Here is a 12,619-nt window from a genome sequence, read left to right on the forward strand (position 1 = left end):
CGGATTACCAGTCAAATTTCAAGTGTTTAACAGTTTTCTTTTCATCAATAATCATACGCAAAGAAGCAATACCAATTTCAACATGCTCTTCCACATAATTTCTAGTAACCAAATTATCACTTCTATCTGTTTTTACTCCGTCGGGAGTCATTGGCTGATCGGACACTAATAATAATGCGCCGGTAGGAATATGATTGGCAAAGCCACAACTGAACAAAGTTGCAGTTTCCATATCAACTGCCATAGCCCGGGTCTTTTTCAGATATTCTTTGAATGTATCATCATGTTCCCAGATACGGCGGTTGGTGGTATATACGGTACCGGTCCAATAGTCACGACCTTTGTCACGGATGGATGAAGAAACGGCACGCTGCAACATAAATGCAGGTAATGCAGGAACTTCGGGAGGAAAATAATCGTTAGAAGTTCCCTCTCCACGGATAGCTGCAATGGGGAGAATCAAGTCGCCAAGCTGATTTTTCTTGTCGATGCCACCACATTTTCCCAAAAACAAACAAGCTTTGGGTTGAATAGCTCCCAGCAAGTCCATGATGATAGCAGCGTTGGGGCTTCCCATACCAAAGTTAATCATAGTGATGCCTTCGGCAGAAGCAGAAATCATATTTGCATCCCTTCCTAAGATGGGAACATTAAACTGATTTGCGAAAATCTCGACGTACTTGTTGAAGTTAGTCAACAGAATATACTCTCCAAAATCCTCCAGGTTACGTTTTGTGTAACGGGGCAGCCAATTAGCTACGATTTCTTCTTTTGTTTTCATAATTATCTATTAAATTTGTGCTCCCAATAATGGGAACCATTATTTAACTTACAAAAATAATAAATGTTATCGTTAAACCTACCAGTATTCGACACTAAAATAAACGTACGAAACGGAAAAAATGTAATTTTCGACGTAATTCGTAAACGATATGTCGCCCTTACCCCTGAAGAATGGGTACGGCAACACTTTGTTCACTTTCTTATTGCACACAAAGGATATCCGACTGCCCTCCTGGCCAATGAAGTAATGGTAAAGTTGAACGGTACTACCAAACGATGCGACACCGTACTTTATCGGAGGGATTTATCAGCCCGGATGATTGTGGAATATAAAGCACCCCATATCGAAATCACACAGGCTGTTTTCGATCAGATCACCCGGTATAATATGGTATTGAAAGTAGATTATCTGATTGTCAGCAACGGAATGCAACATTATTGTTGCCGGATGGATTATGAGAATCAGAGTTATACGTTCCTTCAGGATATTCCTGATTACAAATCTTTATAAAAATGTTCCGCTTCATTTGCCACAAAAAAACGTACTTACCTGCAAGAATAAAATAGCGTCACTATCCATTCAAGATAGTGACGCTATTTGCTTACTATGGTGACACCATCCCAAACAGATAGCGTCACTATATCAACTACCCTTTCAGATAGCCTTCAAACAGTTTTTTACTTCTATATGACAGTATCTTTCCCACCATCCTCATTTCCTTTCTTTTTGCTGAACCGCTCTTGCAATTTCTGCATCAATTCGTAGAAATTAGGAATATAAATGGTAGCCAATAAAGTGTTCATGGCCATACCGAATACAACAGCAGCACCCAATGCTATACGACTTTGTGCACCTGCACCGGTGGCGAATAACAAGGGCATCACTCCTAATACAAAAGCAAAAGAAGTCATCAGGATCGGACGCAAGCGGACATGCCCCGCTTCAAAGGCAGCTTCCCTAATTGAATTACCCTCGGCACGGAAATCACGGGCAAATTCCACAATCAAAATTCCGTTCTTTGCAGAAAGTGCAACCAACAGAATGATACCGATTTGCGTATAAATACTGACTGGAGTTCCCATAATCAGACAGCCAATCATGGCACCTAATAATGCTACCGGCAATCCGATGACGGCTGCTACCGGGCTGGTCCAACTTTCATACTGTGCAGCAAGTACCAGAAAAGCAACAATTAACGCCATAATCAGAACAATGGTAGTCGTATTCCCAGCCTGGGTTTCCTGATAGGCAACGGAAGTCCATTCATACCCAAACTCATCTCCCAGCTGTTCCTTAAACAATGCTTCCACTTCTTGAATAGCCTGCCCGGTACTACTTCCCGGAGCAACATTACAAGTCAGAGAAGCAGTCGAGTACATATTATAGCGGTTAATCTGGTCTTGGCCTAACTGTTCCTCCACTTTGGTGAAAGAAGAAAAAGGCACCATCTCTCCTGCCGAATTCGGCACGCTTAGCTTCAAGACATCATCAATTACCCGCTGTGCTTGATCGCGTGCCTCAATCTTCACCTGGTAAATACGGCCGAATTCAACAAAATCATTCACATAAGCCGCTCCCATATAATAGCCCAATGTAGAGAAAACATCGTTCAAGGCAATTCCCATGAACTGGACTTTGTCACGGTCGATATTCAAGAAATATTGAGGAACATTTGCCTGATACTGACTGGATACAGATGCTAAAGCCGGTTTCGAGTGATAAGAAGCAAGCAAGGCATTGATGGCCTGCTGCATTTCCGTCGGCCCCAGATTACGCCGGTCTTCCAACTGAAGCTGTAAACCACCGGATGCACCCAACCCCGGAATAGCCGGAGGAACCATGGCGAACACTTCCGCAGCCTGAATAGTCATATACGCTTCACCATTAAAACGGTTAACTATGGCGGCAGCCGTATGCTCCTTCCCTTTCCTCTCATTCCAGTTTTTCAGCACCACAAAATAAGTTGCGGAGTTGCTCTGTTCACCACCACCCATGATAGAAAAGCCGGAAATACCAATATAATTCTTTACTTCCGGATAAGAATCCAGAATACCGTTTATCTTTTCTCCCACTGCTTGCGTACGCTCAAGGCTGGCGGCAGGCGGAAGTTGAACAACAGCAATAAAATATCCGTCATCCTCGTCCGGGATAAAAGTTGAAGGCCAATGCATAAAGAGCAATAGAGCAATAACAGTTAAAGCGCCATAAGAAGCGAGAGCCATTCCCGGACGTTGAAGCAACCATTTGACAATTTTGTCATATACCCCTTGCGTCTTGTCATAAGCCTTATTGAAACCTTTATATATAAAGAAGTTAGAAGGTTTACTCTTTTCAAGAAACAGTGCGCAAAGTGCAGGAGTCAATGTCAATGAATTAAAACCGCTCAATACGGTAGAAGCGGCAATAGTCAGTGCAAACTGCTTATACAGCTGACCGGAAATTCCACTAATCATCATCGTCGGAATAAACACGGCAAGCAATACGAGAACCACCCCGACAATCGGGCCCGTGATCTCTCCCATCGCTTTTGTCACGGCTTCACGAGGTGAGTACTGCCCAGTTTCCAATAATCTCGAAGCGTTCTCCACCACCACTATCGCATCATCCACCACAATAGCAACTGCTAAAATCAGTCCGAACAATGTTAATGTGTTGATAGAGAAACCAAATACCGCCATTACGGCAAATGTACCGATCAACGATACCGGGATAGTAATACAAGGAATAATCACTGCCCGCCAATTCTGCAGGAACAAGAAAATAACGAGTATCACCAACAAAGTTGTTTCAAAGAAAGTAACCATCACTTCATCAATGGAAGCATGGATAACATCAGTCGTATCCAAAGTGACATTATAGGCCACTCCTGACGGGAAACTTTCTGCAAGTTCTTCCATCTTAGCTTTCACTCCTTTTGAAACATCCAGCGAATTGGAACCCGGTTGCTGGTAAATAGCAATAGCAGCCGTAGGTTTTCCATTCAATCGCGACACTACACTGTATGAAGCAGACCCCAAATCAATGCGTGCAATATCTTTCAGACGAAGCATCGCTCCGTCCTGCTCACGGCGGATAATAATATTCCCGAACTGTTCCGGAGATTTCAATCGTCCCTGAACATTCAACGTATACTGAAAAGCATTATTATTATCCTGTCCGATAGGCTGGCCGATATATCCGGCAGATACTTCCACATTCTGCGACTGGATGGATTGATAGACTTGCTGCGGTGAAATATTCCGTATACGCATAGCCTCCGGATCGAGCCAGATGCGCATCGAATAATCCCCTGCTCCCATCACATTCACAGCACCCACTCCAGGCACACGTGTCAACTGGTCCACTAAATTCAATTTGGCATAATTAGTCAGATACAGGCTGTTGTACACAGAGTCCTGCGAAGTCATTGTCAAAAACATCACAATGTTTGAAGATTGTTTCTGCACAGTAACTCCTTGTACCACCACCGGTTCCGGCAGCGATGATTGTGCGATACTGACCCTGTTTTGTACCTGCACAGTTGCCATATCGATGTCCGTACCAACAGCGAATGTAATAGTCAGAGAATATGCTCCCGAAGATGAAGAATTGGAAGACATATAAAGCATGCCGTCCACGCCATTCACCTGCTGTTCGATAGGAATACCCACTGTTTGAGCAACAGTTTCAGCATTTGCCCCGGGATAAACGGCAGAGACCTGCACCGTTGGCGGTGTGATCTCCGGAAATTGCGCCACAGGCAATATATTGAGTGTGACCAGACCGGCTACTACAATAAGCAGGGCAAGGACAGTAGCAAATATCGGTCGGTTGATAAAAAACTTAGAAAACATAATATATAGGTTTAAAAGCAGTCTCTCCACAACCTTCTCCCAAGGAGAGGGAGCAGAAAGTTACTTTTGTTAATTAATCGGTTTTAAGTACATCACCTTTATTGATTTCGTTTGTTAATCAATCAGTTATCCAAAAGACCTTATTTCCCTCTTTTAGGGAGGGAATCAGGAAGTGGCTTTACTTTCATTCCGTCTCTGACTTTCATCAAAGCCTCCGTGACATACTGTTCCTGCGGGGAAAGTCCCCCCAATACCTGCCGTAAAGTGCCGTCGACCAACTGCCCTATTTCAATATGCCGGTAATGAACTATATTCGAATCATTTACAATATATAAGTATTTGCCTAACTGGTCGGTTCCGATAGAGCCCTCTTTCACCAACATGGCATTTTTAGCTTCTCCATAAGGTAAAGTTATGCTTACATATAATCCGCTCTTCAATATCCCTTTCGGGTTATCAAAATTGGCACGAACCATCAGTGTTCCTGTATTCACATCTACATTTGGTGAAAGATAATCGAGCGTAGCCGGATAACTTTCAGTTCCCCCCTTTCCCAGTTGAACCATTATTTTTTTAGGAAGATCAGTCGGTAACTGCTGGGTATCCATAGTCATTGCCAACCATTGATTATCAGCAACATTAAAGTAAGCATACATCTGATTATCCTTATAAATAGTAGCCAATGTGACCGGTTGCAACGAACCGCCTACATAACTTCCTATATCTACAGTCGCCTTACTGATGGTGCCGTCAAACGGTGCACGGACATAACAATATCCCAAGTTTGTACGAGCAGTGCTCAAAGCTGCTTCCGCGTTGCTGACAGCTGCAACACCTTCTTTCACAGAAGATTCAGCCTGAAGTACCTGTATCTGGCTGACCGCATCACTCTTTACAGCCTCTTTCATACGGCTATAATTATTACGAGCATATTCCAATTGTGCCTGGGCAGTTTTCAGTTCTGCTTCTGCTTGCTCCACCTGATCTTTATATAAGGTTGGTTCGATGACAAACAACAGTTGCCCCTGTTTCACCCGTCCACCTGCAACATAAGAGGTAGACTGCAAGGTTCCGTTCACCCTGGCTACAAGATTCACCGTTTTTTCTGTTGTCAGATAACCCGGATAATCTTTCGTCAAAGTAATATCCTCCACTATGGGTTTGGTCACGCTAATTTCCGGAGTTGGCATACCTCCCATCGCTCCTGTACTTTTCTTCTCCTTGCAACCCGTCAATATAGGCAGTGCAAGAAAGATATACATCAGTTTTTTCATATCTGTTAGGTTATATATTTTATAGATTGATTTTTATTCTCTCCAACCACCCCCTAAAGCCTTGTAGAGGGCTATCAGTTGCAAAAGCGAACTTCCTTGTGCCTGTACCAGCTGATTCTCATAAGATAACAGAGAACGTTGTGCATCAAGTACGTTTTGGAAAGGCGAAAGTCCCTGTTTATAAAGTTCCAGTGAAAGTTTCAATGTCTCAATTCCTTGATTGCGTACTTCCCGCAGGGCTACAATCTGTTTGATTGAATTCCGGTAGGAATTCATAGCATTGTCCGTTTCCTGTACGGCAGTTAAAACCGTTTGATTAAACTGGTTGATCGCTTCATCTAGTTGCGCTTTTGCCAGCCGGGTTGCATTCACCAGCTGTCCTCCATTGAAAATAGTCCAGTTCAATGACGGAGCAATTTCATAAGTCATACTTTTACTTTTGGTGAGATCCTTCAGGTCACGGGCGGCATATCCAAATGAACCTTTCAAGAAAACTTTCGGCAACCAATCCGCTTTCGAAGCTCCGAGCAATGCTGCCTGCGCATTTACGCTCAATTCCGCACTTCGTACATCAGGCCGTCGCAGTAATAAATCGACAGGCATTCCCACTCCGATAGGTTCCATATAATCGGGCAATGTGCCACTGGATTCAAGAACAGGACGAATGTCCTGGGGATACATTCCCAATAAGACAGCCAATGTTGTGATATACTGATTGATACCCGCTTCCAGCTGGGGAATGGAGGCTTTTGTGCTATATAATACAGACTTGGCCTGTGCCACATCGAGTTTAGCAACCAGCCCGGTATTATAGCGTACTTCCGTGATTTTCAGGACTTCTTCCTGCGAAGCACTGTTTTTCTTCACCACTTCAAGCTCTTGTTGCAACTCCCTTAGATTGATATAAGCCGAGGCTACTTCTGCAGCTAATGAGACCATGACTCCTGTGTATTCTTCCTTGCTGGCGGCAAAATTCTCTTTCTGCGCTTTTACCCGTTTCCGGATACTGCCGAAAATATCAAGCTCCCAGCTCATGCTTAGCGAAGCATCATAATAATGATCGGTTGTTTGGGGCAGTGAACTTGTATTTCCACTGGTTTCCTGACGGGTCCATCCTGCATTCAATCCGATGGAAGGAAAAAAGTTACTGCGTTCTATCCAAAGATTGGCACGAGCGGCAGCTATACGGTTGATTGCCATGGCAACGGAGTAATTACGATCTACTGCCAGAGCTATCAAAGAGTCCAGTTTGGTGTCTTGGAATGACTTCCACCAATGGTCATCCACCGGAAGTATCTGTTGAAACACTTCCCCGCTCTCTTCCCAATCTTGAGGAAGCGGAGCTTTCAAATAACGGTTTGCGGTCTGTCCAACCGCGGTCACAGTTGAAAGAAACATAAGGAGCGATGTGCCCCACACTCGTATATTCATATCAGTTCAGGTTTTTATGAAATGAAAAGATAACAACTAAAGGGTAAGTTTGTTTATCGATTCTTTTTTATACGAGCACTTGTTAAAACAAAAAAAGCCCTGCATTGCTGCAGGGCTTATTATATATCAAAAAAGTAACTTTACTTACTTCACTGCTCTTCTTATTCAGCAGTTTTTCTTCTGATAGCTCTTTTGGTAGTAGCTACCGGAGCTTCTTCCACCTTGTGTTCGATTTGTACGCCAGCCAATTCCGGGTCAATCATAATACGTCCGCAATATTCACAAACGATTACTTTCTTACGAGAACGGATATCCAGTTGTCTCTGGGGCGGAATCTTGTTAAAGCAACCACCACAAGCGTCACGCTGTACGTATACAATACCCAATCCGTTGCGAGAGTTCTTACGGATACGTTTGAAAGACTGCAATAGACGTGGTTCAATCTTAGTTTCCAAATCTTTAGCTTTGTCTCTCAATTTCTCTTCTTCCTGTTTGGTTTCAGAGATAATTTCGTCCAGTTCGCTCTTCTTCTGCTCAAGGTCTTTCAGTCTTTCGTTAAGAATCTGATCGTTCTTCGTTACTTCAGCCTCTTTTTCTTCTTTATCAGCAGAATATTCCTTAATTCTCTTTTCGCAAAGTTCGATTTCCAATGTCTGGAATTCGATTTCTTTCGTCAAGAAATCATATTCACGGTTATTGCGAACATTGTCTTGTTGTGACTTATATTTTTCTACTGAAGCCTTTGCTGTTTCAATTTCTACTCTCTTGCCGGCAATAGCAGATTTCAGTTCATCCACTTCAGCTTTGATCTTGTCGATACGGGTACTCAAACCAGCAATTTCATCTTCAAGGTCTTGCACTTCCAACGGAAGTTCACCTCTCAATGTCTTGATTTCATCAATCTTAGACAACATCGTTTGCAGTTGGAACAGTGTCTTCAGTTTCTGTTCTACCGTCAACTCATTCGGATCTTTTTTTGCTTCTCTAGCCATTTTACTTATAAATATTTTATGGGATTCGTATTTATTTTACTCAATTGGAGTGCAAAATTAGGAAATAAATCCCGGATTATGGAATAAAAAATTTCTTTTGTATATTGTTCGCTTTCGTAATGACCAATCTCTGCCATCAGAATATCACCCTCGTGGCCGAAATAATCATGATATTTGATTTCTCCCGTAATAAAGACATCCGCACCCGTCCGAATTGCCTGTGGAAGCAGAAAAGCTCCGGCACCACCACACAAGGCGACCTTCTGTATTTCTCTCCCTGTCAGTTTGTTATGACGTACACAACCCACTTCGAAGATTTTCTTGATGCGTTTCAGAAACTCGAGTTCCGTTTCCGATTCATCCAATTCACCTACAATTCCCGAACCTGCCTGCGACCAGTCATTCTGCAACGGATACAAGTCGAATGCCGGTTCCTCATAAGGATGTACAGACAATAACGCCTTTATAACTTCTGCTTTCTTATATACAGGAAGAATGGTTTCAATCCTTACTTCATTTTCATGATGCAGTTCACCGATTGTTCCACAGAAAGGATGCGTTCCCTCTTTTGCCCGGAAAGTTCCCTCTCCTTTCAGATTGTAACTGCATGAATCATAGTTACCTATATTTCCGCATCCGGCTGCAAACAATGCTTCACGCACACTATCGGCTTGTGCATCCGGCACGAAAGTCACCAGCTTAATCAGACTGTTCTCTTTCGGTTCGAGCACTTTCAGATTCTTCAACCCTATTTTCTCTGCTATCTTATAATTGACTCCACCTTGTGCATTATCAAGATTAGTATGTGCTGAATAGATCACAATATCATTCTTTATTGCTTTCAGTATGCAGCGTTCCACGTAATCTTTGCCCGTGATAGATTTATAGCCCTTGAAAATGAGCGGATGGTGCGATATAACGAGATTGTACCCCAGCGCGATAGCTTCATCCAACACAGCTTCGGTAACGTCAAGACACAACAAAGCCCCTGTTGCTTCCGCTTCTGTCAATCCGATTTGCAGGCCGGCATTATCAAATCCGTCTTGCAATGGCAGAGGCGCGAATCGTTCAAGGGCGCTTACTATTTCCTTAATTTTCATTATTGGTAGAAAATTTGGTTGCAAAGATAATAAATAAAATAGGAATTAACATACTAAGTGATCGTTTTTTAGAGAATTTATTGTTATCCATTTTTTGAGATCCCCGTAAAAGATATAAAATACCACCCAGAAACTATCAAAAATGACCTAAAAACTATCTGTTGATAGAAATTCCCCTAAATTACGTCTGATTCTCCCCTACCAAGGTCGACAAAATATCTTAAACTTGCATCATCAAAATTTTTACAACGAATACTCACATTTTAAATACAACACATATGAAAAGTTTAAGCTTCAGAAAAGATTTGGTAGGAGTTCAGGAAGAATTACTACGTTTCGCATACAAACTGACAACAGACCGCGAAGAAGCAAACGATTTGCTGCAGGAAACCTCATTGAAAGCATTAGATAATGAAGATAAATATACACCCGATACAAATTTCAAAGGATGGATGTACACCATCATGCGCAATATCTTTATCAATAATTATCGTAAGGTAGTTCGCGACCAGACATTTGTCGACAAGACCGATAACCTTTATCATCTTAATTTACCGCAAGATGCAGGGTTTGAAAGTACTGAAAGGACATACGACCTGAAAGAGATGCACCGTGTAGTCAATGCTCTTCCGAAAGAATACAGGGTTCCGTTCGCTATGCACGTTTCCGGATTCAAATACCGCGAAATAGCAGAAAAACTGAATCTTCCGTTGGGTACCGTAAAAAGTCGGATCTTCTTTACCCGTAAAAATTACAGGAAGAACTGAAAGACTTCCGCTAAACCATAACTATATCTACATCAGTTTCAGATTAAACAATTGATTTCATTTTTCAGTTTTATCAATAGGCAAAAGGCAAAGAGAGTGTAAATTCTTTTTGCCTTTTGCCTGTTTTCATCGGATAAATTCGGATAAAACCGGTTCCGGAATAAAAACTAATTATAAATTTTCGCCTAAAACTTCCGTTATTTATTGAAATTCTGTACTTTTACTTCATCTAAATAATGAATACGATGAAAACAAATTTGACTTTACTGTTCCTGCTAGTTATGATGGTTTCTTGCCAGCCCAAGAAAAGTGATAGTATCGAAATGTCCGTAGCCGAGGCTGCAAAGATTGACAATATCGAAGATTGTGCGGCAGATACGGTCAAAGCTACCGCTATCTTCTGGATTGATAAAGTAGAAACCAAACACTGCAAAGAGTACGGTTTTCGCACAATCAAAGCTAAGGTGCTCATTCGCGAAGACGGGAAGGTTGATTTGCTGTCATTCGTCAAGAAACAATCACCTGATGTAGAGAAGTATATACGCCATCACCTCTCCAAATTTCAAGTAACGGAAAAAATGTTTGAAGGCGGTTATGTGCAACCCGGAGAACAATTCGTGCAGCTTCGCTGCTTATGGGGAATGTTGAAAGGCAAATAATAAAAATAACCGGTTAGCTTTTGCTTTTCATTTGCACCTTATTTATCATTTGTACCTTGTTTTTCAGTGCATACCGTTCATCTACGACTCTGTCCGTAGGGAAGAAAGTGAAAATAAGCCGCCACTCTCCTTCCTTATAGATAAATTTACGTCCACTGGCTCCACGAAGAATTGCTTCGTATTTTTCCTGCAGGAAAGCCTCGATATGTTCCGGCATTTCTGTGCCGGATGCTGAAAACTCCACTGTTATAAAGAAGTGTGGAATAACTATTTCAGCTACTTTATGGAATATCTGGTCAATAACAGTCATTTCCTGGGTTCTTTTGTTACCTCCAGCAGTTTTCCGTATGCATCAAAAGATCGACGCGAAGCCAATGAAATAGTAATCATTAGCGATAGCATAGATGCTGTGAAAGTAATCACCATAATCATCATCTGATACTTGATAGCGACATTCGGGCTGCTTCCTCCCAGAATTTGTCCGATCATCGTGCCCGGAAGAGCCACCAATCCCATCACAGCAATGTTCGCAATCAGGGGACTAAACGATTTAATGATGGCCTGCCGGATAAATGGAGCCTGTGCTTCCTGCCTTGTCGCTCCGTTTCCCAATAAATACCGATATAGTTGCTGTTCACGTTTCAATCCACTATAATAAGTATTCAAAGCTATTACATTGCTCGACAGCATATTACCCATCAGAATTCCGAATATTGGAATAAAGTATTGGGCGCTAAATATATTATCCAGTTGGAGAACAATACCGATAAAATAGATGCCTACCAATACAACACTACAAAGAAATCCTACCGTAATAGGGATTAATAAAACACTACGTTTCAACTGGGTACGTACCAATGCGGTCTGCCCGGCCACGAATACCATAATTATCACCCAAAGAAAATTAATCCAGGGATTGTTCCATAAAAAGAGATATTTCAGATACACGCCGATAAAGAACAGCTGGATAATCATCCGTAATGTACCAATCACGGCAGGTTTTAGCAATCCCGTTTTAAATTTCCAAAGGTAAAAAAACGGAATGGCAAGCAATAGCAGCCCTATAAAGAGATTATAATATGATATATCAATCGTTCCCACAATATATTCTTAACAATTCTATCCGATTTGCGTTACAGTTCAATTAATTACAGTTCTATTAAATAATGACAACCCGAAGCAAAGTCCTTATCATGTGATACGGCTAACACAGCCGTTCCCCTTTCCGCCTGTCGCCGGAAAAAAGACAGGACTTTACCGGTCGATCCGGCATCCAAAGCAGAAGTCGGTTCATCTATGATAATGAGAGGTTTGTTGAGCATTGCAGCCACAGCCAACATAATACGTTGGCGTTGACCACCCGATACTTCATTCACCCTCTTTGTATATAATTCGTGTTCCAGCCCCAATTCATCGAAACAAGTGAAAAGTCTTTCTTCCGAAAAAGGAACAGAACGATTCACTTTCAATCCGAACGGGAGAGCCACCATCTCTTTGACCCATTCAAAAGGTAGTGCCAATTCTTGAGGAATCCATGCAATCTGTCTGCGGACACTATCGATAGTCGATATATCAAGCAATGTTTCCCCTACCTGTATAGATCCTTCTTTCAAAGGCACAAACCCCATTACCGCATTCAGCAACGAAGTCTTTCCACAACCGGATTGACCGACAATGCAAGCCGTTTCTCCCCTTTCCAACTTCATACTGAAACCGGAGAAAAGCACTTCCGTACCAAAAGCAATACAGGCATTATTAATATGTAACATCTATTTGTTC

The 12,619-nt window shown here is 42.1% G+C and carries 11 protein-coding genes and 1 pseudogene; 3 read left to right on the top strand and 9 right to left on the bottom strand.

Going from position 1 to position 12,619, the window contains the following annotated elements; translation table 11 throughout:
• Window positions 1-4 precede the first annotated feature (4 nt).
• Window positions 5-781, bottom strand: coding sequence for an AMP nucleosidase (locus CJF29_RS12000; RefSeq protein WP_099146794.1), 777 nt, complete (start codon window positions 779-781; stop codon window positions 5-7).
• Between the two features lie 63 nt (window positions 782-844).
• Here CJF29_RS12000 and CJF29_RS12005 point away from each other — a divergent pair, with 63 nt between their 5' ends.
• The gene (locus CJF29_RS12005; protein ID WP_004295946.1) at window positions 845-1,294 is read left to right on the top strand and encodes a type I restriction enzyme HsdR N-terminal domain-containing protein; all 450 of its coding nucleotides are present in this window, start codon (window positions 845-847) and stop codon (window positions 1,292-1,294) included.
• A 173-nt stretch (window positions 1,295-1,467) separates the two neighbouring features.
• On the opposite strand, the gene CJF29_RS12010 is transcribed toward CJF29_RS12005, so the two are convergent.
• From CJF29_RS12010 to CJF29_RS12030, 5 genes are all read right to left on the bottom strand, one after another.
• On the bottom strand, window positions 1,468-4,617 hold the full coding sequence (locus CJF29_RS12010; RefSeq protein ID WP_099146795.1) for an efflux RND transporter permease subunit: 3,150 nt from the start codon (window positions 4,615-4,617) through the stop codon (window positions 1,468-1,470).
• 140 nt (window positions 4,618-4,757) lie between these two features.
• Window positions 4,758-5,891, bottom strand: coding sequence for an efflux RND transporter periplasmic adaptor subunit (locus CJF29_RS12015; RefSeq protein ID WP_004310407.1), 1,134 nt, complete (start codon window positions 5,889-5,891; stop codon window positions 4,758-4,760).
• 33 nt (window positions 5,892-5,924) lie between these two features.
• Window positions 5,925-7,322 carry an efflux transporter outer membrane subunit gene (locus tag CJF29_RS12020; protein WP_004295943.1) on the bottom strand — a complete coding sequence of 466 codons (1,398 nt, stop codon included), beginning with the start codon at window positions 7,320-7,322 and terminating at the stop codon, window positions 5,925-5,927.
• Between the two features lie 161 nt (window positions 7,323-7,483).
• Complete coding sequence (locus tag CJF29_RS12025) at window positions 7,484-8,314, bottom strand: zinc ribbon domain-containing protein (protein ID WP_004295942.1); 831 nt, start codon at window positions 8,312-8,314, stop codon at window positions 7,484-7,486.
• A 5-nt stretch (window positions 8,315-8,319) separates the two neighbouring features.
• Window positions 8,320-9,414, bottom strand: coding sequence for a Nif3-like dinuclear metal center hexameric protein (locus CJF29_RS12030; protein WP_099146796.1), 1,095 nt, complete (start codon window positions 9,412-9,414; stop codon window positions 8,320-8,322).
• 278 nt (window positions 9,415-9,692) lie between these two features.
• Here CJF29_RS12030 and CJF29_RS12035 point away from each other — a divergent pair.
• Window positions 9,693-10,195: pseudogene (locus tag CJF29_RS12035) on the top strand (RNA polymerase sigma factor).
• 231 nt (window positions 10,196-10,426) lie between these two features.
• Entirely contained in the window at window positions 10,427-10,840 is a 414-nt protein-coding gene (locus CJF29_RS12040) for a DUF4891 domain-containing protein (RefSeq protein WP_099146799.1), read from the top strand.
• 13 nt (window positions 10,841-10,853) lie between these two features.
• On the opposite strand, the gene CJF29_RS12045 is transcribed toward CJF29_RS12040, so the two are convergent.
• From CJF29_RS12045 to CJF29_RS12055, 3 genes are read right to left on the bottom strand one after another with little or no spacing between them, the layout of a single operon-like run.
• The gene (locus tag CJF29_RS12045) at window positions 10,854-11,150 is read right to left on the bottom strand and encodes a hypothetical protein (protein ID WP_099146797.1); all 297 of its coding nucleotides are present in this window, start codon (window positions 11,148-11,150) and stop codon (window positions 10,854-10,856) included.
• Entirely contained in the window at window positions 11,147-11,941 is a 795-nt protein-coding gene (locus tag CJF29_RS12050; RefSeq protein ID WP_004295936.1) for an ABC transporter permease, read from the bottom strand. The genes CJF29_RS12045 and CJF29_RS12050 overlap by 4 nt, the downstream gene beginning before the upstream one ends.
• Window positions 11,942-11,988: 47 nt before the next feature.
• Window positions 11,989-12,609 (bottom strand): ATP-binding cassette domain-containing protein, encoded by a 621-nt coding sequence (locus CJF29_RS12055; protein WP_004308918.1) that lies wholly within the window; start codon window positions 12,607-12,609, stop codon window positions 11,989-11,991.
• Window positions 12,610-12,619: the final 10 nt, after the last annotated feature.

The organism is Bacteroides celer (genome assembly GCF_002632415.2).
Lineage (GTDB): Bacteria > Bacteroidota > Bacteroidia > Bacteroidales > Bacteroidaceae > Bacteroides.

Bases quoted from the DNA above. Each gene is read 5' to 3' on its own strand.
- CJF29_RS12000 (WP_099146794.1), bottom strand. From the start codon at position 781: ATGAAAACAAAAGAAGAAATCGTAGCTAATTGGCTGCCCCGTTACACA.
- CJF29_RS12005 (WP_004295946.1), top strand. From the start codon at position 845: ATGTTATCGTTAAACCTACCAGTATTCGACACTAAAATAAACGTACGA.
- CJF29_RS12010 (WP_099146795.1), bottom strand. From the start codon at position 4,617: ATGTTTTCTAAGTTTTTTATCAACCGACCGATATTTGCTACTGTCCTT.
- CJF29_RS12015 (WP_004310407.1), bottom strand. From the start codon at position 5,891: ATGAAAAAACTGATGTATATCTTTCTTGCACTGCCTATATTGACGGGT.
- CJF29_RS12020 (WP_004295943.1), bottom strand. From the start codon at position 7,322: ATGAATATACGAGTGTGGGGCACATCGCTCCTTATGTTTCTTTCAACT.
- CJF29_RS12025 (WP_004295942.1), bottom strand. From the start codon at position 8,314: ATGGCTAGAGAAGCAAAAAAAGATCCGAATGAGTTGACGGTAGAACAG.
- CJF29_RS12030 (WP_099146796.1), bottom strand. From the start codon at position 9,414: ATGAAAATTAAGGAAATAGTAAGCGCCCTTGAACGATTCGCGCCTCTG.
- CJF29_RS12040 (WP_099146799.1), top strand. From the start codon at position 10,427: ATGAAAACAAATTTGACTTTACTGTTCCTGCTAGTTATGATGGTTTCT.
- CJF29_RS12045 (WP_099146797.1), bottom strand. From the start codon at position 11,150: ATGACTGTTATTGACCAGATATTCCATAAAGTAGCTGAAATAGTTATT.
- CJF29_RS12055 (WP_004308918.1), bottom strand. From the start codon at position 12,609: ATGTTACATATTAATAATGCCTGTATTGCTTTTGGTACGGAAGTGCTT.